This window comes from Streptomyces sp. NPDC005551 (assembly GCF_042871785.1).
GTDB lineage: Bacteria > Actinomycetota > Actinomycetes > Streptomycetales > Streptomycetaceae > Streptomyces.
Genome location: NZ_JBIAJE010000012.1, coordinates 20,317 through 45,948, shown reverse-complemented (window position 1 = coordinate 45,948; position 25,632 = coordinate 20,317). Strand labels below are relative to the sequence as shown.

Genomic DNA, 25,632 nt, shown 5'->3' with positions numbered 1-25,632 from the left:
CGGCCCCCTCTCCGTCGGCAGCGGGCGTTCTACGCGGTCACGCGGGTCCTGGCCCAGTGGCAGGCGACCTGCGCCTCGCCGCCCCCGCCGAGCACGTCCAGGTCCTGGCCGCGGCACGCGTCCGCGACCCCGGCCCGCTCGGCCTCCCCGCTCGCCAGGATCTGGCAGCGGACGTGGAAGCGGCAGCCGGACGGGATGCGGGAGGGGTCCGGTGGCTCGCCGGTCAGGACGACCGGCTCGCCCGGCGCTTCCGGCAGAACTGACAACAGGGCCTGGGTGTAAGGGTGCTGAGGTGCCGTCAGTACGTGCTCGACCTCGCCCGTCTCCACGATGCGGCCGAGATACATGACGGCGACCCGGTCGGCGATGTTCCAGGCCAGGCCCAGGTCATGGGTCACCACCAGGGCGGCGAGGCCCAGTTCGGTGCGCAGCCGCAGGAGCAGGGACAGGATCTCGCCGCGTACCGAGGCGTCCAGGGAGGCCACCGGCTCGTCGGCGACGAGGAGTTCGGGTTCCAGGACCAGTGCGCCCGCGATCACCACGCGCTGGCGCTGGCCGCCGGAGAGCTCGTGCGGGTAGCGGAGGAAGAAGCGTTCGGGGGGCCGGAGCCCGGCCCGGGAGAGCGCCTCCGCCACGGCCGCGCGTTCGTCGCCGCCGTAGCGGTGGACGCGCAGTCCCTCCGCCACCGCGTCGTACACGGTGTGCCGCGGGTTGAGCGAACCGCTCGGATCCTGGAGGACCAGCTGGACGCGCTTGCGGTACGCCTTCAGGGCGCGCGAGGTGTAGTCGAGCGGCTTCCCGTCGAAGGTGACCCGGCCGCCGGTCGGCGGGACGAGGCCGAGCAGGGACCGGGCCAGCGTCGTCTTGCCGCAGCCCGACTCCCCGACCAGGGCCACGACCTCGCCGGGCCGGATGTCCAGGTCGACGCCGTCGACGGCGCGGGCCCGCTCGGCCCCGTGCCGCCCGGGGAAGGAGACGCGCAGTCCCTCGGCACTCAACAGCGGCTGCGTGGGCGGGCGTTCGCGACCGGCGCCGGGGGAGGTGGTCACGCGGTACTCCTCGCGTCGTCGTCCGTGGTGCCCGGGCGGGCGGTTGTCCCGCCGGGGGCGGGGGGTGAGGTGTCCGGGTGTGCGGTGGGAGTGCCGGGGGCGGGGGGTGAGGTGTCCGGGCCGGCCGCGGGGGTGCCCGGTCCCGGGTGTGCGGCGGCGGGCCGGTGGCCGGTCGTGCCGTCGGGGCCGGCGGGTGCGGCGCCCGAGGGGGCGGCGGAGGTGCCGGGACCGGGGGTGGTGCGGGTGGGTGCCGGGGCGTCCTGCCCGGGTGTGGTGCCGATGTGCACGCAGGCCGCCCGGCGCCGCGGGCCCGCCGTACGCAGCGGCTGGTCCTGCGTGGCGCAGCCGTCCAGTGCCACCGCGCACCGGGGATGGAACGTGCAGCCGGCCGGCAGGTCGGCGGGGTCCGGCGGGTCGCCCGGCAGGCCGCGCGGCGCGAACCGGGACGCGGCGTCACCGATCCGCGGGAACGCCGCCGACAGGGCTTTGCCGTACGGGTGCAGCGCGTCCTCGTACACCTGCCGGGCGGGGCCCTCCTCGACCACGCGGCCCGCGTACATCACCGCCAGCCGGTCGCACGTGTCGGCCAGCACCGCGAGGTCGTGGCTGATCATGACGAGGCCCAGGTCCTGGTCCGCGACGAGCTGTTCGATCAGGCGCAGGATCTGCGCCTGGATCATCACGTCGAGCGCGGTGGTCGGTTCGTCGGCGACGACCAGCCGCGGGTCGCAGGCCAGCGCCATGGCGATCATGACGCGCTGGCGCTGTCCGCCGGACAGCTCGTGGGGGTACGCCTCCGCGCGGGCGGCGGGGAGTCCGACCTGCTCCAGCAGCTCGCCCGTCTTCTTCCTCGCGCCCGCGGGGGTGGCCCTGCGGTGCAGCAGGATCGGCTCGGCGATCTGGTCGCCGACGCGGTGCACGGCGTTCAGCGAGTGCATCGCGCCCTGGAAGACGATCGAGGCGCCCGCCCAGCGGACCGCCCGCACCCGGCCCCACTTCATCGTCAGGACGTCCTCGCCGTCCAGCAGGATCCGTCCGCTCGTGCGCGTGCCCGCGGGGAGCAGCCGCAGCAGCGCGAGCGCCAGCGTGGACTTGCCGCAGCCGGACTCGCCGGCGATGCCGAGCTTCCGCCCCGCTTCCAGGGAGAGGCTCACCCCGCGTACGGCGGCCGCCCCGCCGGCGTAGGTCACTTCGAGGTCGCGGATGTCGAGCAGGCTCAACGGGACACCCCCAGCCTGGGGTTGAGGACGGACTCCACGGCGCGGCCGCACAGCGTGAAGGCGAGGGCCACGACGGCGATCGCCACGCCCGGCGGCACGAGGTACCACCAGTCGCCGGAGCTGACCGCGCCCGCCTCACGCGCGTCCTGGAGCAGCCCGCCCCAGGACACGACCGTCGGATCGCCGAGGCCGAGGAAGGCGAGCGTCGCCTCGGCGAGGATCGCCGAGGAGATGATGAGGGTCGTCTGGGCCAGCACCAGCGGCATCACGTTGGGCAGCACATGGCGGGACATCACGTGCCAGTGGCCGCCGCCGAGCGCCTTGGCGCGTTCGATGTACGGCCGGGACTCCACCGCCAGCGTCTGGGCGCGCACCAGGCGGGCCGTCGTGGGCCAGGTGGTGACGCCGATCGCCAGGATGATGGTGCCGAGGGAGCGGGACAGGACGGTCGCGAGGGCGATCGCGAGGACGAGCGTCGGCATCACCAGGAACCAGTCCGTGATCCGCATGATCACCGTCGCGTACCAGCCGCGGAAGTGCCCGGCGGTGATGCCGATGAGCGCGCCGATCGCGACGGACAGGACGGCGGCGAGCAGCCCCACGAGCAGCGAGACGCGGGACCCCCACACCACCAGGCCCAGCAGGTTACGGCCGAACTGGTCGGTGCCCAGCGGGAATCGGGCGCTGGGGCTCTCCATGGGGCCGCCCGGCGCGTCCGTCACGTTCTGCACGCCCGCGCCCACGGTCAGCGGCGCGGTCAGTGCGACCAGCGCGAACAGCGCGAGCGCGGCGAGACCGACGACACCGGCCCGGTGGGCGCGGTACTGCCGCCAGAAGCGCGCGGCGGAACGGCGGCGGCGCTGCCGGGCGAGGGCGCGCGGTCCGGCCGTGGACACGCGGGGCACTGCGTCGGGCGTCAGCGGCCCGTCCGACTCGGTCGTGGTCATCGGCCCACCCGGGGGTCCAGAAGCGGATAGATCAGGTCGGCCAGTGTGTTCATCACGATCACCGCCGCCGCGAAGATGAAGAACAGCCCCTGCACCAACGGCAGATCGGGCACGCTCAGCGCCTGGTAGAACAGGCCGCCGAGCCCCGGCCAGGAGAACACGGTCTCCACGAGGATGACACCCGCGACCGTGCGGCCGAGATTGACGAAGATCAGCGTGACCGTCGGCAGCAGCGCGTTGGGCACCGCGTGACGGCGGCGGACCCGGTCGTCCCGCAGGCCCTTGGCACGTGCGGTGGTGAGGTAGTCGCTGCCCATCTCGTCCAGCAGCGCGGAACGGGTGACCAGCAGGGTCTGCCCGTACTCGACGGCGACGAGTGTGACCACCGGCAGGACCAGGTGGTGGGCGACGTCGAGGACGTACGCGAAGCCCTGCTCGCCGCCCGACTCCATGCCGCCGGTCGGGAAGAGTCCGGGAACCGGCCCGATGCCCACCGAGAAGACGATGATGAGCAGCAGCCCGAGCCAGAACGACGGGATCGAGTAGAGGGTCAGTGCCAGACCGGTGTTGAGCCGGTCGCCGAGCCCGCCGTTGCGCCAGGCGGAGCGGGTGCCGAGGAAGATGCCGAGCGCGGTGTACAGGACGAACGCCGTGCCGGTCAGCAGCAGGGTGTTCGGCAGCGCCTCGGTGACCTTGTCCATGACGGGCGCCCGGAACTGGTACGACGTTCCGAGGTCACCGGTCAGCGCCTTGCCGCAGTAGTCCGTGAACTGCTGCCACATCGGCAGATCGAGCCCGAACTCGCGCCGGTAGTTGGCGAGTTGCTCGGCCGACACCTGGCGGCCACCCGTCATGTACTTCACCGGGTCGCCCGGGATCAGCCGGAAGAGGAAGAAACTGGTGACGAGAACGGCGAGCAGCGAGACGGCCGCGCCGCCCAACTTGCCCGCCACATAACGCAGATACGCGGTGGTGGTGCGCGCCCTCGGGCCGCGGGCCGACGGCCCGGCCGTAGCCGGACCGCCGGTCTCCTCGACCAGCGCTGGTGTTGCCTCAGCGGTCATCAGTGGCTCTTACTACTCGCTGTTCGCGGTCTTCTCGTCGATCGCGGTCCGGCTCCCTACTCGCGGTCCTCGGCGGTGGAGCGGCGCCGCATCGCGAAGAACACCCCGGCACCCGCCACCACGACGACCCCGGCGACGATGCCGATGATGACGCCCGTCGAACTCGAATCGTCGGAGGACTCACCGGAAGAGGCGGCGGGAACCGCCGACCACCAGCTCCAGTAGCCGTCCTGCCCGAAGATGTTGCCCGCGGCCTCGGGCATGGTGGTGATCGACTTGATCTGGTCGGTGCGATAGGCCTCGACCGCGTTCGGATAGGCCATCACGTTCATGTAGCCGGAGTCGTACAGCCGCGACTGCATCTGCTTGACCAGGTCCGCCCGCTTCGCCGTGTCGTACTCGGCGAGCTGCCGCGCGTACAGGTCGTCGTACTTCTTGTCGCAGATGAAGTTGTCGGTCGCGCCGGTGTCCTTGGGGGTGGCGGGCAGCGCCGCGCAGGTGTGGATGGAGAGGACGAAGTCCGGGTCCGGGTTGACGGACCAGCCGTCGAACGCGAGGTCGTACTCGCCCGCCAGCCACGGATCGGTCACGTTGTCCAGGCAGTTGAGCGTGACGCCGATGCCGAGTTTGCCGAACCACTCCTTGAGGTACTTGCCGACCGCCTTGTCGTTCGGGTCGGTGGCGTGACACAGGACGCGGTAGTTGATCGGCTTGCCGTTCTTCTCGACGCGCTTGCCGTCGCCGTTCTTCTTGTAGCCGGCCTCGTCGAGGAGCCGGGCCGCCTCGGCAGGGTCGTACGCGAGTTCCTGCCCGGCCGACGGCTTCCAGTAGTACGTCGAGAAACGCGGCGGGATGTACCCCTCGCCCTCGACGGCGTGGCCCTGGAACACCTTGTCGATGAGGGCCTTGCGGTCGATCGCCCGGAACAGCGCCTGGCGGACCTTCTGGTCGAGCAGCGACCTGGCCCCGTCGCCGAAGTGCTTGCCGTTCCTGGCCTGGGCGCCCGGGTTGGTGGCCAGGGCGTAGAAGCGGCGGCCGGGGGCGTCGTTGACCTTGATGTCGGACTGGCTCCTGAGTGCCGACGCCTGAGCCGGCGCAAGTCCGGAGACGAACGACACCTCACCCTTCTGCAGGGCCGCGACGGCCGCGTCACCGTCCTTGTAGTACTTGAAGACCAGCTCGTCGAACTTGGGCGCGCCGCGCCAGAAGCTCTTGTTGGGCTCGAGCCGGACGTAGCTGTCGGCCTTGTAGTCGGTGAGGACGAACGGTCCGTTGCCGACGACCGGGAAGTTCTTGTCGTTGTTGAACTTGGAGAAGTCGTCGACCTTCTCCCACACGTGCCGGGGCACGATCGGCACGTCGAGCGCCGCCATCGTGGCCTGCGGCTTCTTGAGCTCGATGACCAGCTCGGTGGGGCTCGGGGCGGTGACCTTCCTGAAGTTGGCGACGAAACTGCCGTTGGCCGTCGCCGCGCCCTCGTCGGTCATCATCTTGTTGAACGTCCACGCCGCGTCCTCGGCGGTGGCCTGCTCGCCGTCCGACCACTTGGAGTTGGAGCGGATCGTGTAGGTCCAGGTGAGCTTGTCCGCGGAGGGCGACCACTTGGTGGCGAGGCCCGGGATCGCGTGGTTGTCCTTCGGGTCGTAGTTGGTCAGGTACTCGTACATGAGCCGGTGGATGCTCGTACTGACCAGGCGCGACGCCAGGAACGGGCTCAGCGAGTCGACGCTCTGCGCGACCGCCACGGTGAGGACCCGCTTGCCCTCCTTGGCCTGGGCCGGCTGCGGGGCCGGGTTGAGCGGGGTCGCGAGACCGGCGGTGAGAGTGAGTGCTGCGGCGCCTGCGAGGGCGACGAGCCGGGGCAGGCGGATCCGTGGGCGCAACGGCACTCTGCCGTGCTGATCGGGTGTGTTCATGGGTCGGTGACCTCGCGTCATCGCTCGCACAGGGATGGCTTGTCGAACTGCTGGACCAGACTTGATCGGGTGACGCCGGCGGGGTTGATGTGTGTGTCTATCAGCGGCGGTCTCCGCACGTCAACGGCGCGTGCACCCCATGTGGCCTGCGGAAATAACGAGTTGATGCGGATTTCGCGCTCATTGGTCCAGACCCCTGAAGCCGCCCAGGTGGGGGCCTGACGCCTCGTATCGTCCATGCGTGCGCGAGGCAGGGGTGAGAGCGGATCCGGCTGACATGCGAAGGGCCCGCACCGTCCTCGACGGTGCGGGCCCGAGCGGCGACCGGCCCCCGGGAGGGACCGATCGGGTTACTGCTGAGGGGGCGGGGGCGGGGTCTGCCCCGGGTGCGGCGGGTAACCGGGCTGGGGGGCGCCCTGGTGGGGGACATCCGGCTGGGGGGCGCCCTGGTGGGGCACGTCCGGCTGGGGAGCAGCCTGGTGCGGGATTCCGGGCTGCGGGGCACCTTGCTGCGGCGCACCCTGGTGCGGGTGGGCCTGCTGGGGCGGGTAGGGCTGGCCGGGATGCGGCGGGTACACCGGCCCGGGCTGTGCCTGCGGCTGCGGCTGCGGCTGTTGAGGCACCTGGCCCGGCATCGGCTGTCCGGTTGCGTACTGGCCCGGCATCGGCTGCCCCGGCGCCTGGCCCGGTGTCGGCTGTCCGGTTGCGTACTGGCCCGGAACCGGCTGCCCCGGTGCGTACTGGCCCGGGATCTGCCCGGGGAACGGTCCGCCCGGTGCCTGTCCGGGCAGGGGCTGCCCCGGCATCGGCTGCGGCGGCACCGCCTGGCCCGGCAGCGGCGGCGCCGCCACGGGCGGCGGATTGCCGTCGGACGTCCACAGGCCGTGCGACTGCTGGTGGCGCGCGATGTCCTCGGCCACCATCGCCGAAAGGTTGAAGTACGCCTCGCGCACCTTCGGCCGCATCATGTCGAGATCGACCTCGGCACCGGCCGCGAGGTGCTCGTCGAACGGTACGACGACGACACCCCGGCAACGCGTCTCGAAGTGCGCGACGATGTCGTCCACCTTGATCATCTTGCCGGTCTCACGCACTCCGGAGATGACCGTGACGGACCTTGAGACGAGATCCGCGTACCCGTGCGCCGACAGCCAGTCCAGCGTCGTACTCGCGCTGCTCGCACCGTCGACGGACGGCGTCGAGACGATGATGAGCTGGTCGGCGAGGTCGAGCACGCCGCGCATGGCGCTGTAGAGCAGACCGGTGCCCGAGTCGGTGAGGATGATCGGGTACTGCTTGCCGAGCACGTCTATCGCCCGGCGGTAGTCCTCGTCGTTGAAGGCCGTCGACACCGCGGGGTCGACGTCGTTGGCGATGATCTCCAGCCCGGAGGACGCCTGCGAGGTGAACCGCCGGATGTCCATGTACGAGTTGAGGTGCGGGATCGCCTGCACCAGGTCGCGGATCGTCGCGCCGGTCTCCCGGCGGACCCGGCGGCCGAGCGTACCGGCGTCCGGGTTGGCGTCGATCGCGAGGATCTTGTCCTGCCGCTCGCTGGCGAGCGTCGAGCCGAGCGCGGTGGTCGTGGTCGTCTTGCCCACGCCACCCTTCAGGCTGATGACCGCGATCCGGTAGCAGGACAGCACCGGGGTACGGATCAGCTCCAACTTCCGCTGGCGCTCCGCCTCTTCCTTCTTGCCGCCGAGCTTGAACCGCGAAGCGCCCGCGGCCGGACGACCGCTCTTCGGCTTCTGCTTCTTGTTGTTGAGCAGCCGGTCGGAGGACAGCTCCACCGCGGCGGTGTAACCGAGGGGTGCGGCACCCGGGTTGGTCGGCTGCCGCTGATCGTGCCGGATGGGCTGCGGCCAGGCGGCACCGGCGCGCGGATCCACGGGCGCGGCCGGGGGCTGAGCCTGCTGCGGGTGCCCTTGGTACGGAGGGTCCTGCTGCGCGGGGCCCTGCTGGACGGGCGGCTGCGGGAAGCCGTAACCGGGCTGCTGCGCCGGGGTGTTGGGCGCGGCCGGCGGAGCGGTGTGCGGGAATCCGTACCCGGACCGGGCGGCCGGGGGCTGGGGCGCGGGTGCCTGCGGGGAGGGTGCCTGCGGGGCCGGCGCGTTGGGTGCGGGGGTGCCGGGCTGGGGGAAACCGTAACCACCCTGCGGCGGGACCGGTGCGCCGGTCTGCGGGAAGCCGTAACCGGACTGCGGTGCCGGGGCCTGCGGGGCGGAGGCCTGGGGAGCGGGCGCGTGCGGGGACGGGACGCCCGGCTGCGGGAAGCCGTAACCGGCCTGGGGGGCCTGCGGGGCGTCGGCGGGCGCAGGCTGCGCCTGGGCGGCGTGGGGCGGCTGCGGCGCGGGAGCCGTGGTCCAGGCGGCCGGGGCCGGTTGCGGGGCCTGCGGCGGGAAGGGCTGCGGCGCCTCGGGCCGGGACGGCTGCTGGGGCTGGAAGGACGGCGGCTGCGGCGCGGGTGCCTGGGGCGGCAGGGGTGCCTGTGCGGGGGCCTCGGCCTGCTGTACCTGCACGGCCTGCGGCTGGGCCGGGGGCACCGGAGCCTGGGGCGCCGTCGGCTCGGCGGGCTGCGTCGACGCGGGCCACGGAACCGCCGGGTCGGGCGCCGCGGGCTGGAACGCGGGCGGCAGCGGCGGAAGCCCGCTCTGCGGCACCGGCGGTGGAGTCCAGGCCGGGGAAGCCGCCGGTACGTCACCGGAGGTGCCTGCGGAGACGTGCGCGCCCACGTCGGGCCGGGCGTCGGGCTGCGCCGGTGTTTCCGAAGCCTCGGGGGCGGGGGTGCCCTCCGGGACGTCGGTGTCCTGCGCGGCGGCGGTCCGGACGGAGCCGGATTCGGCGGCGTCGTCATCGGGTGCGGCGTCCGGCGTCGCGGAACGGGCCTCGCCCTCGGCGCCGGCAACGGGGTCCGGGGCGGCATCGGCCGTCTCCGCGGCGCCTGCGCCCTCACCGCCCACGGGCGGCTGCTCGGAGTCCTGAACCGGCTCGGGGGAGCCGTCGTCCGGGCCGCCGTGCGGATGGGTCACGCCGGGGGCGTCGGCGACACCGGGGGCGGCCGGGGCCGCGGCTTCGGGGGCGGACGCGGCGGGTGCCACGTCGACGGAAGAGGTGCCGTCGGGCGAGGTGCCGTCGGAGGCGGGGGTGCCGGAGGGTGCGTGCGCGGGCGCGTCGGAGGAAGCGACCTCGGCTCCGGTGCTGTTCCCGGCCTGCTGGCCGGACGCAGAACTGTCGGATCCGGATCCGGGGCCGTCGGATGGGGACCCGCCTGAACCTGAACCGGACTCGGAGCCAGCCGCGTCAGAACCGGACCCGGAGGAGCCAGCCGCGTCGGAGCCAGCCGCGTCAGAACCGGACCCGGAGGACCGTGACTCGTCGGAACCGGCGTTCACCCCGCCCGTTCCCGCCGTCCCGTCGGCAACCGCCGACCCGGCGGCCCGCGACGCGATCTCACGCCTCAGCGCCGCGGAGGAGAAGCGCATGGTCGCGCCGCTCTCCAGGTCCCCGTTCCCGGGATCCGCCTCGGCGGTCGGCGCGGTCGGCGCGGTAGGTGCGGTCGGAGGAGCCGGAGGAGCCGGTGGCGTCCAACTCTGCTGCTGGAAGGCGTCCGGAGGCGGGGGAGGAAGGTCGACGGGTACGCCGACCGGCGGAGCGGGCGTCGGCACCGCGCCGACGGGATGGGCCGGACCAACCGGGCCGACGGGGCCGACGGGGCCGACAGGAGGGGCAGGAGGCGCCGGGGGAGCCGCCGGTGACGGGGCCTGCGGCTCCGGAACCGGTGCCGTCTCCGCCGAACCGCCCGAGGCGTTCTGCGTGTACCAGGCAGGCGGCGCGTAGTCGATGGTGAACTCGCCCGTCGTCTCGATGGCGGACTCGGCGTCGGACTGGTCATCGCCGGGCGTGGCCCAGCCCCCGCGGATCCCGTCCCGATCGCTGTTCACAATTCCTCCTGGTGTGGTCGAGCACCCTCATGCCGTGCTGGGGCGACCGTTCTCGTTGTCCGAAGTCGTCCGAATCCGCCCGGCTGTCCCCTGGGGTGCCGACGGCCCCTCTCACGGGTCTCGATGTCGCGCCCGGTCCCAGCCTAATCACCACAAGCGCCCCCGGGGCAGGCCCGTCCGCCCCTCCGCGCCCGCCCGCTCCGTCGCCCGTCACCCGGAGACCGTGCACGCACCTCGCCCACGCACGAACAAAACGGGTGATTGCGGTGAACGAGCCGAGCGGAAAGCGGGGCCGAATCGGTCGCAACCTCCCGATACCGGCGAGCTGTTGGGCGGGATCAGTCCATCCGGCGAGGCGTACCCAACAATCCGGTCTCGGCGTCCGTCGGCTGAGTCATCACGTACTGCCGGTCGCGGTCGGCGCACCAGAGTGTGACGCCGTCGGCCAGCGTCGGCAGGGAGTCCATGTCCCCCCGGGGCAGCGCCAGCGTGCGGCTTATCTCCGCGGCCTCGTCCGGGGAGACGCGCTGCACTCCGACGAGCCGCGCCTGCCACATCAACCGCGGGGCCACCGGGCTGAGATACGGCAGCAGCGTCAACACCGCCTGCCAGGGGCCCGAGACGACCCGCCCGCGCGGCGGCCGCATCCCGCAGTCCCGCACCACGAGCACCGGGTTCCCGGCCGACGCACCCTGCGGCGGTACCCGCCCCACGTCGTACACGGTCATCCCGGTCTGCCCGCCACCGACGGCCTGCACCATCTGCGCCCAGGCCTGCGCCCGACCCGTCTCCACCGCGACACGCGTCCCCGTGGCCGCCGCCCGCAGGGCCAGCACCTGCGCGGTCCACAGTCCACCGATCAGGACGACGTCGTACGGAGTCGGCCTGTTGAGACCCAGCACCGCGGGCTGTCCCTCCGCGTCCACACCGATGACGACCCCGTCGTCCCCGATGGGCAGCGCGAGGGAGTCCAACTGGTCCGCGGGCAGGGTGTGGCGGCCGTGCCGCGGGCCGAGCAGCCCGAACCCGCTGCGCACCCGGCCGCGGAGCCGGTCCGCGGCCGACGGTTCCGGAGCGCCACCGGACCCCGGGCCCCCGCCGGGCGCGAAGCCTCCCGCGCCCGCGCCCGGCACGTGCTGTCCGGGGGGATACGCGCCCGAACCACCCGCCGGCTGCGACGTCATGGCCGTCATCGAGCACCTCCGAGAGGCAGAGTGGCGAGCACGCCGGGCAGTTGCTGACGGTCGAGCCGGGCGAGACCCACCCCGGCCTGCCGCGCGGCGCCCTCCAACGCGTGCCGTGCGGCGACCAGTTCGTCGTCGGAGCGCCCCGTCACCCGCAGATGCCCCGTGAGCGACACCTCCTGCCGCTCACCGCGCGCCATCGTGAGACTGAACGTCGTGGCCAGCGCCGGAACGGCCGTGAGCAGCGCCACGAGCTGCGGCAGCGCGGGCCCCCGCCCGCCCAACTGGGGCCAGCGGCGCACCCAGTACGTCGTATGCCTGCGGTTGTCGCAACGCCAGCTCCGGCCGGACTCCTCGGTCCGCCGCTCCGGCACGTCGGTCCGCCCGGCCTCCGCGGTCACCAGCGGGTTCGCGCACGCCGACGTGGCGACGGCCGCGGTCAGCTCCTCCTCGTCGAGGACCGTCGTCCGGAAACCGGCCCCCGTCAGCCTGCTGGCGAGATGGTCGGCGGCCCGCACGACACACTTCTGCGCCCCGACGAGCCCGCCCCCGCGCGCGGCCACGGCCTCCGGGCACAGCTCCGGGTCCAGCTTCAGCGCGATCCAGGTGATGCGCACCGCGGGGGCACCGGTCTGTGCCTGCAACGGCGCGTAGTTGCTCACCGCGACGGACTGCTGGGGGAGATGCAGCGCGGGCGCGGGCTGCGTGTGCAGCACGATCTGCGCCGACTCCAGCCGGATCCCGTCCACGTGCAGAGCGTCCGCCACCAGGCCGAGCGGCAGCGGCTGCCGGCTCCGCTCGGCCCGCAACGCCGTGGCGTCGGCCTCCACCTGGAGAACCGCGGTCACGAACGTGCCGTCCCCGATCATCCCCACGGACCGCCGGTCCCGGCCGCCGTACGCGTACGTGCGCAGGCTCGGGTCGCACTCCACGGCGGGGGCGAGCCCGGGCTCCGTGCCCGGCTGTATCGGCGTACCCGCCGCCTGGCGCAGACGGGTGCGCAGGGCCCTGGCCGTACCGAGCCATTCGGGCAGGGAGCGGCCGCGGCGGCGTACGAAGGCGAGGAGTACGAGGACCAGCGCCACCACGCCGGCCACGGCCAGCGCCAGCGGGCCGATGACCCAGCCGGTCAGCAGCACGGCGGCGGCGAGCTCCAGCAGAACGACCCGTTGCAACCGGAACGACCCGAACTGCCCGGGCCGCGTCCGCAGTTGCAGCGCGTCCGATTCCCGCGGCTGCGTGCGCGACGCCGACGGCTGCCCCGCGTGCGGCGGCCGGGGCTCCGCGGCACCGCGCGCACGCGACCGCTCGCGCATCCGGGCACGCGTTCCGGAAGCCATCACTCCATCCCCCCGCTTTGCTCACAACTCGCTGGAATTCCGCCACCACAAAGGGCCCTTGAAGGTCCAGGTACCCTACCCGCTCCACGAGACCGTCCTCTTACCAGGCATAGTAGGGGGCCGGTCCGACAACGGAGGGCGGGGGGACGGTGACCCCCGAGCGCCGACCAGGCGAAACACGGGGAGAAGCAGGCACACATGGCATCTCGGCGGGACCAGCTCAACGCCTACACCTTCGCGAAGCGCCGCATGCTGGCATCCTTCGTCCAGTCGTCCCCCGACGGCTCCGAGGAAGGGGCGCCGCGCCCGCTGCGCGCCGTGGTCCCGGGCCTCGTCGTCGGAGTGATCGTGATGGCCGCCTTCGGGGCGTGGGGCATGTTCAAGCCGACCGCCCCGAAGGGCTGGGACGCTCCCGGCGAGAAGGTGATCGTCGCCAGCGAGTCCACCACCCGCTACGTGGTCCTGAAGACCAGGGGCAAGACCCGGCTGCACCCCGTGCTCAACATGGCGTCCGCGAAGCTCCTCCTCAAAACGGGTGAGGGTGAGGTCGTCACCGTGGACGAGTCGGTCCTGGACAAGGGCGACATCCCCCGCGGCGTCACGATCGGCATCCCGTACGCCCCCGACCGCCTGCCGTCCGAGAAGGAGGCCGGCTCCGCGAAGCGCTGGGCCGTCTGCGAGCGCCCCAGCGCCGGCGGCCGGTCCATCCAGAAGGCCGCGTTCGTCCTCGCCTCCCGCGACCTGAACAGGACCGAGGGCACGAACAAGCTGCGCGGCGGCGAGCTCATGTACGTCGTCGGTCCGGACAGGACCCGCTACATCGTGGACGCGCACGGCACCGCGTACGAGGTCGGAAAGGACGAGCTGCTGCTGCGGACCCTGGTCGGCTCCGGGCGGGAACCGCAGCGGGTGTCCGACCCCTGGCTGAAGACCCTGCACCGGGGCGACGCCGTCACCTTCCCCGAGGTGCAGGGACGGATCGGCGCCGCGGCGGACGTCGAGGGCAGCCTGCCGGCCGAGGCGAACAAGGTCGGCATGGTCCTCAAGGCACCCGACGGCGACACCGACCGGTACTACGTCGTCCAGCCGGGCAAGGTCGCCCCCGTCTCCGACTTCACCGCCCAGCTGCTGCTCAACAGCCGGGCCCTGGTGGACCTCGGCCAGGCCGGCCGGGCGCTCGACGTCAGCGCGGGTGCCTTCGTCCCCACCACGGACGAGTTCGCCGCGGACCGCGACTGGCCGACCCACGAACCCAAGGCCGTCAACGACGCGGGCACCGCCGAAGGCAGCCGCAACACCGTCTGCAACGTCCTGCGCGACGTCGACGAGGAGAACAAGGGCGCCACCACGCTGAGCACGTGGGCGGGCACCACGTTCCCTGCCGTCCTGCCGACCGGCTCCGACAGCGCGTACGTCACGCCCGGGTCCGGCCAGCTGTACCGCCAGTTCAAGGGCGAGGAGATCAAGGCGGGCGGCGTCTTCCTCGTCACCGACACCGGCCTGCGCTACGCCATCCAGTCCAACGACGACGGCGACACCGGCGATTCGGGCATCGGCATCACGGCCAAGGAGCGCAAGCAGCTCCAGCAGGAGGCCAAGCAGGCCCAGATCCGCCTGGGTTACGCCGACGTGGACCCGGCGCCCGTCCCCGCCGAATGGTCCGGGTTCCTGTCCACGGGCCCCCGCCTGTCGACGTCGGCGGCACGCCAGCCGCAGGGCTCGTAGGACGGGGGAGACCAATGCCGTACGCATCCTCCGGCACCCCGGGCCCCGTCCGTACGGGCGCCGCCGCGGCCGCGGCGCTGATCCTCGCCGCCCTCGCCCTCGCGCCCCCGGCGACCGCCGACTCCTCCACCGACCAGTGCACCTTCCCCAACAAGAAGTACGCGGGCCGCCCTTGGTCCCTGCAGCGCGTCCTCCTGGACGAACTGTGGAGCCAGTCCCGGGGCAAGGGCGTACGGGTGGCGGTGATCGACACGGGCGTCGACGTCAAGAACCCCCAGCTCACGCACGCGGTGGACGCGTCGGCCGGCGCCAACTTCCTGCCGGCGAAGGACGACAAGGGCGAGAAGATCGACCGCGGCAACGGCCAGGGCACCACGGACACCGTGGGCCACGGCACGCGCGTGGCGGGCATCATCGCGGCCCGCCCCACCGCGGGGACGGGCTTCGTGGGCCTCGCCCCGGCGGCCACCGTCATCCCCGTCAAGCAGAACGACGCGGAGGGGCACGGCACGGCGGACTCCCTCGCCCGTGCCATCCGCCACGCGGTCAAGGCCGACGCCGACGTCATCAACATCTCCCAGGACACCGCGAACGCCGTCGAGCCCGACCCCGCCCTGAAGCAGGCGGTGGACGCGGCCCTGGCGCAGCAGATCGTGGTGGTCGCCTCCGCGGGCAACGACGGCCTCGGCGGCAACGTCAAGCGGACCTACCCGGCGTCGTACCCCGGCGTGCTCGCCGTGGCGTCCTCCGACCGCAACAACGAACGCGCCCCGTTCTCCCAGTCGGGCGACTTCGTCGGCGTGGCCGCCCCCGGCGTCGACATGATCTCCACCGTCCCCGGGGGCGGCCACTGCACCGACAACGGCACCAGTTTCTCCGCCCCTTACGTGGCCGGAGTCGCCGCGCTCATCAAGGCGAAGCACCGCGACTGGACCCAGCGCCAGATCGTCGCCCAGATCGAACAGACCGCGGAGCGTTCCGTCGCCGGTCACGACCGTTACGTCGGCTGGGGCGTGGTGGACCCGGTCCGCGCCCTGACGGAGGACGACCGGCCCGTCGAGACGCCCACCCCCCACGAGGGCGTCACCAAGGCCGAGGCCCCCACCCCCGCCGAGCTCCGGCTCGGCGAATCCCCGGACGAGCGCAACGCCCGCCTCGGCACGTACGTGGCGGTGGGCGCGGCGGTCCTGGTCGCCGCGCTGGGCGGAACGGCCGTGGCCCTCCGCGACGCCCGGCGACGGGCCCGCCGCGTGACGGGCAGCGGGCCCGGCCCTACCCCTTGAGGCAGCCGAGCGTCCTCACGGTCGCCGGCATGTACGCCCGCATGAACCTCTCGATGGCGACCCTGCGGTCCGCGTCGAACTTCCCCCGAGTGACCTTGAGCGCGAGGGTGAAGTGATCGGCCCCGCTCCCGTCCCGGCAACGGGTGGTGGCGATGGCCCCGTCATCCCCGGCAACGGCACCGTCGGCGAGACGGAGGGGACGGGGGTTCTGGAGCCCGGTGACTGCGTCGTCCGGTGAAGCCGCAGTCATGGGGTTCATGGGGCCAGAGTGGGAAGCGAAATTGACCTGAAGTGCCTCAGCTTTCCCAACGTATACGACACACCACGACGACTCTCCTGGCGTACGGAAGCCGGCGCTGGTCCATTCCCTGAGCTTCCCGTCAGGTTGTAGAAGGCGCCCAGTCAACTTCTTGCTGACAGGTGTCCCACACAGTGCTTCTGGGATGCTGTGATCAAAGCGCTCCCTAGTGCAAGACACGAGCAATAGGCAAGCCAGGAAAGTGAGGAAGAGGAATCCTTTTCGTAGCCGCAAGGCCGCGTTCACTTGCCCTCTCCTGAAATCTCGCCTGCACGAGTAATACCAGCCTCCGCAGCCAGATCAGTCGTATGGCGAAGTGTGAACGGCGTGGTTCCACCCGACCCGTGCACTCCCCACCATTCGTTGGTCAGTGCCGTCAGCTGTCGATTCCTGTTCTGATACTTCGCGACTCTGTCGTCGGCAGCCTCCTCGTCGAAGCGCCTCTGTTCGTCGGCGAGCCACCGCTCAGTCACGTAGTCCACTCCCGCCTGGACCTCTCCGCTGCCCACCGGCAGGTGACCGATGGCCTGGTCCACCACCCACTTGCCCGGCAGCTCGGCCGTCTTGGGCTCCGAGACGGTCTGCGCGCGGGCCCCCTCCAGGAAGCCCACCGTGCGCCCCGCGCGGAGAAGCGACTCCTCGGGCTCCCGCTGACCCGGCTCGTGGATGTCGGAGACCAGCGCGTGGTTGATCCCGCGGTTCAGGGTCCCGTACGCGCCCTGGTCCTTGGAGACCTGCTTCATGACCTCGAGAAGCTGCTCCTGCTTCAGCGGGGACGCGGACATGTCGACACTGCTGGCCGAGGCGTGCACGGCGTCACCGTGATTGGCGAGGATCCCGGCGACGGGCTCCCGCAGGGAGGGTGGGAAGTCGTCCCCGCTGTCGGCCAGGTACCGCAGCGACGACCGGAGGACGGCGTCGTTGTCCTTGGTGTGCCGCACGTACTCCGCGTCCTTGTCGGAGGGATCGATCCCGGTCGTCGCGGCCTGGAGTGCGGCACCGAACCCGGCACGATCGTCCCCGTCCAGGACGGCGCCGTAGGCCGGAGCCTTGGCACCCTCCTGAATCTGCTGTACCACCTTCCAGTCACGTTCCTCCATCAGGTACTTCATCCGGTCGTCCGATTTCAGATAGGACGCGGCGGTGTCCGGGTCGTGACTCATGACACCGAGAAGCCCGTCCAGTGGATCGTTGGCGAACCAGCCGTCCCGCTTGCCGGCGTACTCGCCCTTCAGATCCCAGATGCCGGGGTCGTTCTTCTCCGCCCGGATGATGTCGTCGCCCATGTCCGTGAGGAACTGGGGCGCGTAGCCGTCCCCCTTCTCCATGAGCGTGACCAGTGACTGGTACCCGCGGGCCTGGTCGAGACGGGCCCCCTGGTAGTCCGTCTCGTAGCGCTCCACACCCGCTTTCCGCAGGTCGGCCCGCCAGCCCTCGTACCACTGGGACTTCGTGTCTCTGGTGGCGGTGGCGAGCGTGCGCGCCAGCCCGGACTCGATGGCGGAGAAATCGCCGGCGCCCCTGCCGCCCCGGACGTGGATGAGGTCGTTCAGCCGGTTCGTCATCCTGATCGTCCCGCGGGCACCGAGCCCGTCGAGGAACGTGCGGCTGAACGCCTGGTCGCGGTCGTTGTCGCGGAAGGTGCGCCGCAGCTCCGCGATGTCGCGGTCGGACAGGTCCGCGCCGCTGTTGAGCCGCAGGGTGATGGCGTCCGCGGCCTCGGCTTCGTACTTCTCGATGTCGCCGCGGGCACGGGAGTTGAAGCCGTTGAAGGTGCCGTCAGAGACGTCCGAGTCGACCGTGACGGCCTTCAGGGCGATTTCGACTCCCCGGTCGGCGTCGTCGACGGCCCGGACCGCACGGTCGAGACTGTCCTGCCAGGAGGACGTCGACGTACAGGCCTTCTGCGCACCACCTGCCTTGTCGTGGCCCTCGTACGAGACGACTCCCCGCTCGGAGACCCGCATCCCCGCCGCGACGGCGTCCTTCCGCACGGCCCGGACCTTGGCGCGCAGCTCGACGAACTGGGTGTGGGCGTCCCGCAGCAGCGACGCGACCGCTCTGGCCTCGGTCTGTGCGGCCCGGAACTCCTTGAGGGTGATGTCGAAACGGGCGTGGGCGGCATGCGCGCTCTGCCCCTTCCAGGAGTGCCCCGTGGAAACGCCGTGCACGTCCCGCTCGTACTGGGCCTCCCGTTTCTCGAATTCCGCGGCCATGGCGTCCCAGCGTTGGGCGGCGGTGGTGAGGGCCGAGAGGTCGGTGGTCATGATCTCGTGGTACGTCGGCATGGCTTCCCGGGATGAGAGGTCTTCGTGGGTGCGGACAGCGCAACGGGCCTGTCACGTCCGGGCGTTGGCAGGGCGGCCCGGGTCAGAGCAGGTCGAGGCCCGAGGGTTGTCGCACCTGCGCACCGACCCCTGCGTCCGTCCTCTGGAAGAGCACAGAGGTGCTCCGCAACGCGTCCTTCTCCGAACCGAGCCGGTCCATGAGGGCCTTGACCTGGTCGCTCCAGGCTTTGTGCGCCCGCTTGAGGGCCCCGGACGTCACCCATCCGTGCCCGTCCCGGCCCGCGAACTCCTTGACCGCGGTGCCGGTTTCCTCGTCGGCCCAGGCTCCGGCTTTCCGCGTGTCGGGCTCGAGGTGCTCCTCGATCGCCCGCGCGGCGGCCTTCTTCTCGGCCGGACGCGACGCCAGATCGGGCCCACCGCCACCGGATGTACCCCGCTGAGCAGGCAGCTGATCCAGCCGCACCCCGGCGCCCTGCCCCGCGACCCGCCCCCGCGCCTGCTCCCACTCGTCCCACGTCACGACAAGTCTCCTTCCCAAGCCGCACCCTGAGTTGCTGTCAGTGACGCAGAGTAGCGTCGAGGGAGGCTGGTGGCCGAGCGCGGAAGAGAGGTGGAAGGTCCTGTGGGGCGGGTGAGTGCCGTAGGCGGGTTACCGCGACTCGTTGGGGGGACAGGGGTGGTGCCTCTTGACCGTCCCGGCCGGACGGAGCGGACGACGTCAACGCCGCGCAGGGCGGTGCACCCGCAGGTTTTGTAGTTGCAAAGATCCGCTCGGATCGACGGCGAAGGCCGGGGAGGGTGAGAGTCACCACTCGACCACGGAGGAGATGCGTGATTTGGCGCTCTATCTGGACATTTGAGATCGCCTGCCGGTCAACACCGGGCGACGACCCGGCGTTTTGTAACTGACGCAGCACAAAGTTCAGTTGGCCGGGATTTACACAGTGACTACAGTGGTCAACGAGTGTGTCGCATGCGGCTGGGCCGCCGCGGTCACTCGGTGGCTGTGCAAACGGGGAACGGGGAAGGGGACTGATCGTGCTTCCTGCGGACATGGGCGGCGGGGGCGTTGGCCTCAAGCGGGGCCTGGAGGCGCTCAAGGACTTCAAAAAGCGCGTGGACACACTGCTGACGGAGTTCGAGGGATCGGCGGCCAGCTCGTCCAAGGTCGCCGCGCACACGATCCCGCAGCACGCCTTCAGTGGGACAGGCAACTTCCCCGAGGCCGCCGGTCTGTACACCCAGTACCACCGAGTGCACGAGCGCCTCACCTCTCTCTCCAGGACGCTGGGCCTGCAGATCGAGGCCATGGGCATCGCCGTGCACGGTGCGGACATCACGTTCGACAACCTCGAAGAGGACCTGCGGCACCGCTTCTGGGCCATCAAGGCCAAGGTGGACCACGAACACGAGGCAGCGCAGCGGGCCAAGGACGGCAAGGCGCAGCCTGAGCGCAACAACGACAAGAAGGTCGACGGCGGGTGGGCGTATGACCGATAAAGAGCAGCCCAAGAACGTACACGAGGCCGCCGCCGTTCAGGTGGGCGTCACCGACATGCCCAACCGGGTGTCGGAGATCATGCACGACGCCTTCGGGTTCGGGCGCATGAATGTCTTCGGCAGTACGAACTTCGAGGGACACACCCTCAACGCCATGATCGACCTCGTCGAGAACACACAGCCCGAGGAACTCGAACGCGCCGGCGAGGCCCTGTGGAAGGCGCGCGACGCCATCAGCGCCGCGGCGAAGGAGCTCAGCGAGCACATCGACCGTGTCGAATGGGAGGGCGAAGCGGCCGACGCCTTCCGTACCTGGGGGAAGAACCTCGCCAAGGACTCGACGCTCCTCGCGGACTACGCGGAGGTCGCGGGCGTGCAGATCACCGCCGCGGGGACGGGCCTGGCCTCGGTGCGCAAGGCGATGCCGCCTCGCGACAACAGGGCCGACAAGAAGACCGTCGACGACATCCCCACCCCGGGCAGGGTCGAGGGGAACAAGGACTACGCCGCGGCCCTGAAGGTCGAGAAGGACCGCCAAGAGGCGATCAACCAGATGAACCGCCTCGCGTCCTTCTACTCGGTCTCGGAACAGACCCTGGCGGCGAGCGAGCCACCTACGTTCTCGACGATGCCGGATCTGGGGGTTCCGAAGCCTGTCGCGCGTGAGACAAGCCCCATCAAGATTTCGGGTCCCATCGGTTCGGAGGCGGTTGCCGAACGCCATGCGAGCGACCCGGGGACGGCAGTCGGGCACGTGAGCACTGTTTCTGAGAACCACTCAGGGGTGGCAGACCTGAGGGAAGCGGCTCCCCCTGTCACCTCGTCTGTCGGCACGCAGATCGACACCGTCGACGCACCGCCGACGGTCAACACGCCCGTAACCACCGGCACACCCGTGTCCACCACAGGTGCAACGCCGCCCTCCAACAATGGCCCTGTGCAGTTCGCTCAAGGGTTCGTGAAAACGGGCACGACGGGTCCGTCGAAGCCGATCCGCGCCTCGGGTGTTCTCAGAGCTTCTGCTCAGGCGCAGGGGGTCGCGCGGCAAGGTGCGGCAAGAGCCGGAAATCCGGCCGTCGCCGGACGCACCGGGAACCCGACTGCCGCCGGGCGGGCCGGGACCCCTGCTGCCGCCGGGCGCGCGGCCGCGAACGCGACGAACCGCACTGGCAATGCAATGGGACGTGCCGGAGCGGCCGGTCAGGTTGGGGCCGGGGGACGGTCACCGATGGGCCGGGCGGTAACCGGAGGCACGCCGAAGGTCACCGGGGCCAACGGCACACCACGAAGTGGTGCCACGGGCGCAGGACGTGCCAACGGAGTTGTGGGAGGGCGTCCGACAGGGACTGTCCAAAGTGGGCCGGGATCGCGAGTGCCCCGGGGCACGGTCATCGGCGGCGAGGCCCAGACTGCCGCCCGGAACACCGGCACCGGATCAAGAGTTGGACAGCGTGGCGTGATCGGAAACCCGCCCGCAACGAGCGGCCAGGGTCGCCCGGCAGGTCAGTCGGCAGCCAATCCCGATGGGGTCGTTGGCGCCCCCCAGGGACGTTCATCGGGAGCTCGGAACGCGCGCGGAGGCCTTACCTCCGGGGGTGCGGGTCTCGTGCGTAACCCTCCGGGTGACAGCCGGTCCGCTGCAGAGGCTGAGCGAAACGCCTCGCGGAAATCGCGCCGGCGCATGACACAAGAAGAAGCCACCCCGCCGGGCGGGCAGAGCTCTGCATCACCAGTGACCGACAGGCGCGAGCAGGGACGTTCAGAGGAATGAAGCCAGTGATCAGCCGACTCGGCACCGGATCTGCGACGCTCCGGGGCAGGGCATGGAGACGCGCTGCGTCGACTGCTGCTGCGTTCGGGGTCTGCGTCGCTACGTCAGCAGGCCTTGCTCCACACGCCCACGCCGACGACGCCTCTCCGAAACAGTGGTACCTGGATGCCATGTCCGCTCAGCAGATGTGGAAAGTCAGCACGGGCAAAGGCATCAAGGTCGCCGTCCTGGACACCGGCATCGAAGCTTCGACATCCGCGTTGAAGGGGCAACTGCTGACCGAGGACGTCCCTCGGGAAGTGGCTTACGGGGCGACCAAGGACTACGACAGTCACGGCACGAGCATGGCCGAGTTGATCGCTGGCACGGGTCGTGGAGGGGGCATTCAGGGCCTGGCTCCCGATGCGAAGATCATTCCGATCAGGGTCGCCCTGTCCACGCTGAAGGACAAAGCGGAGCAGAAGCGAACGGCCACTACCGCAGAAGCCATTCGCGCGGCAGCGGACTCCGACGCGCAGATCATCAACATGTCCTTCGGTTCGGACTACCCGGAGGACGAAGAAAAGGCCGCCGTTAAATATGCGGCGTCGAAGGGAAAGCTGCTCATCGCTGGTGCCGGGAACGGTGGCAGCGGCGATAAGAAGGACTTCCTCGGTTTCCCGGCGGCTTACCCGGAAGTGGTCGGAGTGGGAGCAGCAGACAAGACCGGCGCCGTAGGGGAGTTCTCGCAGTCGGGTGACTTCATCAGTCTGGCGGCCCCCGGCCTCGACGTACCCGTCTGGTGCGACAACACCTTCCAGCGGTACTGCATGGGCAAGGGAACGAGTCAGGGTTCCGCAATCGCGTCCGCCGCCGCCGCCCTCATCTGGTCCGCTCACCCCACCTGGACCGCGAACCAGGTGCTCCGCGTCCTAATTGACACGGCAGCGCGTGACTGGCCCAAGAACACGCCGAGCAAGTACCTGGGCTACGGCCTGATCCGCCCCGGATCCAATCTGATCAAGGGCAAGGGCGACCCCGGTCCCGCAGACGTCAATCCGATCACCAACGAGAAGACGCCGGCGGGTGAGGCGGGCGCCACTCCGTCCGCATCCGTCCCAGCCTCGTCACAGCCCCCGAAAAGCACTTCAAGCGGCCGGACTTCAACGGCAGGATCAAGCTCGGAGCCGTCCGACGGCAACACGCTGTGGGTGGTCCTGGGTGCCGTCGCCGCGGCGGCGGTGATCGGGGGAGGCGGCTTCGCCGTGCTGCGTGCGCGCCGCAACGGGTGAGCACGTCCTGCCCTCCGGCCCAACTTTCCAGGCCGGGCCGCGCATTCGCCGACCGGTGACCCGCGCCCCCGGCACGTTCGTACGGCAATCCAGGAAGGAAGCCCATTCATGGCAGACGGCCAGCGGCTATCAGATGCCCAAGTAATCAAGCTCGAGCAGGACATCGCGACGAAGTTCGAGTCGATCAAGGGGCAGGTCCACCGACTTCAGGGGACCATCGACAGCCTCGAGAGCGGTCAGTGGAAGGGCATCGGTGCCGGTGCCTTCAACACCAAGCAGTACGAGATCAACACGTCCCTGGTGCGGATCGGCAACATCCTCACCAAGTTCCTCGAGGCCATGACGGCCACCAGGAAGATCAAGGACGGGACCGAGGACGACGTCCGCCAGGCCGTCAACAGCATCAATGTGCACGACGGAGCCCCGAAGTCGAGCCTCGCCGGGTTCTGAGCGAGTGCCGCCTCGGACACCCGGGGCCGGATCCGTCGATGCACAACATGAAGGAGTGGAGTGAGTATGGCCGGCAACAGCCACGATGAACTCGTAGTCAAGTACGGGGCGCTTGACGCAGCCGCGACCGAGATCGGTAACCAGGCCAAGCAGCTCGAGCAGGACCTGGAAGAGATCAAGAAGATGGTCGCCAGTGTCGCCTCGGGCTGGGAGGGCGACGCGCACGACATGTACAAGCAGCAGCAGGCCCTGTGGGACAAGGAAGCCCGGGACATCCACCAGGCTCTGGTCTCCATCGCGCAGGTCGTCGGCCGCGCCGGCGGTGACTACATGGGTGGCGACAAGAAGGCCGCCAGCTACTACGCGTAGCGCTGATGCGCACAGGTCACCGGGGTGGGCGCGCGCGGGAGGCGCCCACCCCGAACCGTGCCCGAGCGCTCTGCCCGCGCTCTGGTCCTCAGGGGAGGGGACGGATGTCTCCCCCGGTCACGCAAGCGGTCAAGCACCGCTCATACGTGCCGACGCCGTCCCGCCATCCTGAACCTGGCGCGCGTCTCGCGAACGCGGTGACGGCCTCGGTCACCAGCTCATTGCCCACGTCGACGCCGGCGACTGCCTCCCCCGTGGTCAACAGGAGTGCGCTACCGACGCTTTCTGAGCAGCGGCTGCAGCGGCTGCAGCGGTTGCGGCGGCAAAGGCGGTCCGTCACGTCCTCGCTCAAGTGCAGACGTCGGATGCTCGCACCGCCTTGGTATAACTCGCGATGAATTTCTTCATAGCGGCTTTGCCTTGCCGATCCGAGTCATACACCTGCGCCGCGGTGTACAAGACGTGCCCAGGGTGTTCGGGACTGACGCAGGACTTCACCTTACCTACGCCACCAGTACCTGAGTAGAAGTACAGGCCGTCGTCCGTGGACTCGGCAGACTCGAGTTGCGGGTGGGCATCGGCAACAACGGCAATGCTGTCCCGTTTCTCCCACCATTCCTGGCTCACCATCAACGCGACCTCGCCATCGATGTTGACCTGGCAACGCTTCCTGCTCGGCACCGGGTTCTTCTCCCGGACGGTGATCTTCTTTCCGGGCGGGAGGAAGGTCGAGACCAGATTCTGGTCGACCGAGACACCGCACAGCGCCTTCGGTACGTCGTACTCCTTATTCTCCTCGGCCCCCGAGCAGCCGACCAGGAGGCCGATTGTCGCAAGCGCAGCCGAGGTTGCCGCGACTCGTTGAGCAGACAATTGAGAGCCTTTCTTCTTTTCGGGCGTGAGGGACCGGACTGCGCTGATCAGATGTCCGTCACAAGTTCCGGTGCCATCCGGTCCGGGTAGGAACCGGCTTCCAGGAATCCCCCGACGCCTGCCCCTACCACAGGGCTCGCAATGAAGGACGTACCGACATCCGTACCGACACCGACTCCCGTACCTACGGTTCCTGCGATGACGTTCTTCCACGGGGACACCGAGTGGTCATAGTCGTCGTCTGATGCCGCGGCAGGGCCGGCGATGGCTTCGTTGCGTCCCATGGCCGGCGTCCCCGAGACCTGGCCGGAGTGGCGTGCGATGTCCCGAACGGTGAGTTCCAGATAGTGGTTGGGGCGCTGGCTCTCCGGCAGGCCCGGGCGTCGACCAGCGTGAAGTCGGCGAAGCGGAGCGCGTCGAGGTCCATCAGTCGCCCTTCTCGTCCTGCTTCTCGGCTACTTCATCCGGCAACCGGGCCTCTTTTCCGCACTTCAACTGCGCGGCTACGTGACGAGCAACAGAGTTGAGGATGTTCATGCGGTCACTGCTGACGAAGTTTCCCTTCAGCTTGCTTTCCGAACTGAACATACCGGCATTTATGTATTCCGTTGGCCTTCCTCCTTCGCTCGACTTGCAGCGGAAGTAGAGAGAGGTCGAGTCCTTCCCTTTTGTGTTTGCGTAAACTCCGATGTCATACCAAGTCGTGTTGCGCGCCTGGTTCTGATCCGTCCTTTCGGGTCGAGGGTATTGGTGGGCCGCCTTGAAATCTACCTGAATCAGCGGAATTCCGCTGTCGTCATCGGCTTTGTATACTGTGCATCTGCTGCGTTTATTCATTCCGTCGTGGAGATGCGAGGCGGCCCGCTTGAGGCTGAATTTATTGGGCTCGCCTGCATCGGTTTTTCCTGTGAGTTCAGTGAACCTATCAACTCCTGCGAGTCTGCGCAGAGAGTCGGCGGCTGACTTGCTGAGCGTTCCGTCGCAGATCTGGCCGGCTGGATGTCCGGGGACATTAGTTCCGGTCCCCTCTGAGCATCCGGAAAGAGCCAACGCGGATGTCATCCCTACGGTAAGCCATCGACGTTGCGCAGCAAATGCTTTTTTGGGCGCGCCTACAGGGCCGTGAAATCGCTTCATCGA

At 70.2% G+C, this 25,632-nt stretch carries 21 protein-coding genes; 7 read left to right on the top strand and 14 right to left on the bottom strand.

Annotated features, from left to right (window positions below; translation table 11 throughout):
• Positions 1 to 29 precede the first annotated feature (29 nt).
• From ACFYP4_RS29755 to eccE, 8 genes are all read right to left on the bottom strand, one after another.
• Complete coding sequence (locus ACFYP4_RS29755) at positions 30 to 1,049, bottom strand: ABC transporter ATP-binding protein (protein ID WP_358854420.1); 1,020 nt, start codon at positions 1,047 to 1,049, stop codon at positions 30 to 32.
• Positions 1,046 to 2,269, bottom strand: a complete 1,224-nt coding sequence (locus ACFYP4_RS29750) for an oligopeptide/dipeptide ABC transporter ATP-binding protein (protein ID WP_358854421.1) — start codon at positions 2,267 to 2,269, stop codon at positions 1,046 to 1,048. The genes ACFYP4_RS29755 and ACFYP4_RS29750 overlap by 4 nt, the downstream gene beginning before the upstream one ends.
• Entirely contained in the window at positions 2,266 to 3,216 is a 951-nt protein-coding gene (locus ACFYP4_RS29745; RefSeq protein ID WP_388789578.1) for an ABC transporter permease, read from the bottom strand. Before ACFYP4_RS29745 ends, ACFYP4_RS29750 begins: the two co-directional genes overlap by 4 nt.
• Positions 3,213 to 4,280 (bottom strand): ABC transporter permease, encoded by a 1,068-nt coding sequence (locus tag ACFYP4_RS29740; protein ID WP_388789575.1) that lies wholly within the window; start codon positions 4,278 to 4,280, stop codon positions 3,213 to 3,215. The genes ACFYP4_RS29745 and ACFYP4_RS29740 overlap by 4 nt, the downstream gene beginning before the upstream one ends.
• Before the next feature lie 56 nt (positions 4,281 to 4,336).
• Entirely contained in the window at positions 4,337 to 6,196 is a 1,860-nt protein-coding gene (locus ACFYP4_RS29735) for an ABC transporter substrate-binding protein (RefSeq protein WP_388789572.1), read from the bottom strand.
• Between the two features lie 350 nt (positions 6,197 to 6,546).
• Positions 6,547 to 10,140, bottom strand: a complete 3,594-nt coding sequence (locus ACFYP4_RS29730) for an SCO5717 family growth-regulating ATPase (RefSeq protein ID WP_388789569.1) — start codon at positions 10,138 to 10,140, stop codon at positions 6,547 to 6,549.
• A 338-nt stretch (positions 10,141 to 10,478) separates the two neighbouring features.
• The gene (locus ACFYP4_RS29725; RefSeq protein WP_388789566.1) at positions 10,479 to 11,333 is read right to left on the bottom strand and encodes a hypothetical protein; all 855 of its coding nucleotides are present in this window, start codon (positions 11,331 to 11,333) and stop codon (positions 10,479 to 10,481) included.
• Complete coding sequence (eccE, locus tag ACFYP4_RS29720; RefSeq protein ID WP_388789563.1) at positions 11,330 to 12,664, bottom strand: type VII secretion protein EccE; 1,335 nt, start codon at positions 12,662 to 12,664, stop codon at positions 11,330 to 11,332. Before eccE ends, ACFYP4_RS29725 begins: the two co-directional genes overlap by 4 nt.
• Before the next feature lie 198 nt (positions 12,665 to 12,862).
• On the opposite strand from eccE, the gene eccB reads away from it, so the two are divergent.
• Together eccB and mycP are read left to right on the top strand one after the other, a co-directional pair.
• Positions 12,863 to 14,389 carry a type VII secretion protein EccB gene (eccB, locus tag ACFYP4_RS29715; RefSeq protein ID WP_388789560.1) on the top strand — a complete coding sequence of 509 codons (1,527 nt, stop codon included), beginning with the start codon at positions 12,863 to 12,865 and terminating at the stop codon, positions 14,387 to 14,389.
• Between the two features lie 14 nt (positions 14,390 to 14,403).
• Positions 14,404 to 15,672 (top strand): type VII secretion-associated serine protease mycosin, encoded by a 1,269-nt coding sequence (gene mycP, locus ACFYP4_RS29710; RefSeq protein WP_388789557.1) that lies wholly within the window; start codon positions 14,404 to 14,406, stop codon positions 15,670 to 15,672.
• On the opposite strand, the gene ACFYP4_RS29705 is transcribed toward mycP, so the two are convergent.
• From ACFYP4_RS29705 to ACFYP4_RS29695, 3 genes are all read right to left on the bottom strand, one after another.
• Positions 15,662 to 15,931 (bottom strand): hypothetical protein, encoded by a 270-nt coding sequence (locus ACFYP4_RS29705; RefSeq protein WP_388789554.1) that lies wholly within the window; start codon positions 15,929 to 15,931, stop codon positions 15,662 to 15,664. The genes mycP and ACFYP4_RS29705 overlap by 11 nt on opposite strands.
• A 281-nt stretch (positions 15,932 to 16,212) precedes the next feature.
• Entirely contained in the window at positions 16,213 to 18,237 is a 2,025-nt protein-coding gene (locus ACFYP4_RS29700) for a DUF6571 family protein (protein WP_388789551.1), read from the bottom strand.
• 103 nt (positions 18,238 to 18,340) lie between these two features.
• The gene (locus ACFYP4_RS29695) at positions 18,341 to 18,778 is read right to left on the bottom strand and encodes a hypothetical protein (RefSeq protein ID WP_358854432.1); all 438 of its coding nucleotides are present in this window, start codon (positions 18,776 to 18,778) and stop codon (positions 18,341 to 18,343) included.
• A 518-nt stretch (positions 18,779 to 19,296) separates the two neighbouring features.
• Between ACFYP4_RS29695 and ACFYP4_RS29690 the strand changes: the two genes are divergently transcribed.
• The 5 genes from ACFYP4_RS29690 to ACFYP4_RS29670 all read left to right on the top strand — a co-directional run bounded on the left by ACFYP4_RS29690 (position 19,297) and on the right by ACFYP4_RS29670 (position 23,619).
• Positions 19,297 to 19,758: a hypothetical protein gene (locus tag ACFYP4_RS29690; RefSeq protein WP_358854433.1), complete on the top strand. Its 462-nt coding sequence runs from the start codon at positions 19,297 to 19,299 to the stop codon at positions 19,756 to 19,758.
• On the top strand, positions 19,748 to 21,529 hold the full coding sequence (locus ACFYP4_RS29685; protein ID WP_388789547.1) for a hypothetical protein: 1,782 nt from the start codon (positions 19,748 to 19,750) through the stop codon (positions 21,527 to 21,529). Before ACFYP4_RS29690 ends, ACFYP4_RS29685 begins: the two co-directional genes overlap by 11 nt.
• 170 nt (positions 21,530 to 21,699) lie before the next feature.
• Entirely contained in the window at positions 21,700 to 22,800 is a 1,101-nt protein-coding gene (locus ACFYP4_RS29680) for a S8 family serine peptidase (protein WP_388789544.1), read from the top strand.
• Between the two features lie 108 nt (positions 22,801 to 22,908).
• On the top strand, positions 22,909 to 23,250 hold the full coding sequence (locus ACFYP4_RS29675) for a WXG100 family type VII secretion target (RefSeq protein ID WP_358854436.1): 342 nt from the start codon (positions 22,909 to 22,911) through the stop codon (positions 23,248 to 23,250).
• 66 nt (positions 23,251 to 23,316) lie between these two features.
• Positions 23,317 to 23,619 (top strand): WXG100 family type VII secretion target, encoded by a 303-nt coding sequence (locus tag ACFYP4_RS29670; protein ID WP_358854447.1) that lies wholly within the window; start codon positions 23,317 to 23,319, stop codon positions 23,617 to 23,619.
• 348 nt (positions 23,620 to 23,967) lie between these two features.
• Here the strand turns inward: ACFYP4_RS29670 and ACFYP4_RS29665 are convergent, their stop codons facing one another.
• From ACFYP4_RS29665 to ACFYP4_RS29655, 3 genes are all read right to left on the bottom strand, one after another.
• Positions 23,968 to 24,492 (bottom strand): hypothetical protein, encoded by a 525-nt coding sequence (locus tag ACFYP4_RS29665; RefSeq protein ID WP_388789540.1) that lies wholly within the window; start codon positions 24,490 to 24,492, stop codon positions 23,968 to 23,970.
• Between the two features lie 47 nt (positions 24,493 to 24,539).
• The gene (locus ACFYP4_RS29660; RefSeq protein WP_388789538.1) at positions 24,540 to 24,776 is read right to left on the bottom strand and encodes a hypothetical protein; all 237 of its coding nucleotides are present in this window, start codon (positions 24,774 to 24,776) and stop codon (positions 24,540 to 24,542) included.
• A gap of 142 nt (positions 24,777 to 24,918) precedes the next feature.
• Entirely contained in the window at positions 24,919 to 25,629 is a 711-nt protein-coding gene (locus ACFYP4_RS29655; RefSeq protein ID WP_358854440.1) for a hypothetical protein, read from the bottom strand.
• Between the last annotated feature and the right edge of the window lie 3 nt (positions 25,630 to 25,632).

Bases quoted from the DNA above. Each gene is read 5' to 3' on its own strand.
- eccE (WP_388789563.1), bottom strand. From the start codon at position 12,664: ATGGCTTCCGGAACGCGTGCCCGGATGCGCGAGCGGTCGCGTGCGCGC.
- ACFYP4_RS29745 (WP_388789578.1), bottom strand. From the start codon at position 3,216: ATGACCACGACCGAGTCGGACGGGCCGCTGACGCCCGACGCAGTGCCC.
- ACFYP4_RS29670 (WP_358854447.1), top strand. From the start codon at position 23,317: ATGGCCGGCAACAGCCACGATGAACTCGTAGTCAAGTACGGGGCGCTT.
- ACFYP4_RS29725 (WP_388789566.1), bottom strand. From the start codon at position 11,333: ATGACGGCCATGACGTCGCAGCCGGCGGGTGGTTCGGGCGCGTATCCC.
- ACFYP4_RS29740 (WP_388789575.1), bottom strand. From the start codon at position 4,280: ATGACCGCTGAGGCAACACCAGCGCTGGTCGAGGAGACCGGCGGTCCG.
- ACFYP4_RS29675 (WP_358854436.1), top strand. From the start codon at position 22,909: ATGGCAGACGGCCAGCGGCTATCAGATGCCCAAGTAATCAAGCTCGAG.
- ACFYP4_RS29680 (WP_388789544.1), top strand. From the start codon at position 21,700: ATGTCCGCTCAGCAGATGTGGAAAGTCAGCACGGGCAAAGGCATCAAG.
- ACFYP4_RS29685 (WP_388789547.1), top strand. From the start codon at position 19,748: ATGACCGATAAAGAGCAGCCCAAGAACGTACACGAGGCCGCCGCCGTT.
- eccB (WP_388789560.1), top strand. From the start codon at position 12,863: ATGGCATCTCGGCGGGACCAGCTCAACGCCTACACCTTCGCGAAGCGC.
- mycP (WP_388789557.1), top strand. From the start codon at position 14,404: ATGCCGTACGCATCCTCCGGCACCCCGGGCCCCGTCCGTACGGGCGCC.
- ACFYP4_RS29655 (WP_358854440.1), bottom strand. From the start codon at position 25,629: ATGAAGCGATTTCACGGCCCTGTAGGCGCGCCCAAAAAAGCATTTGCT.
- ACFYP4_RS29700 (WP_388789551.1), bottom strand. From the start codon at position 18,237: ATGACCACCGACCTCTCGGCCCTCACCACCGCCGCCCAACGCTGGGAC.
- ACFYP4_RS29735 (WP_388789572.1), bottom strand. From the start codon at position 6,196: ATGAACACACCCGATCAGCACGGCAGAGTGCCGTTGCGCCCACGGATC.
- ACFYP4_RS29660 (WP_388789538.1), bottom strand. From the start codon at position 24,776: ATGGGACGCAACGAAGCCATCGCCGGCCCTGCCGCGGCATCAGACGAC.
- ACFYP4_RS29705 (WP_388789554.1), bottom strand. From the start codon at position 15,931: ATGAACCCCATGACTGCGGCTTCACCGGACGACGCAGTCACCGGGCTC.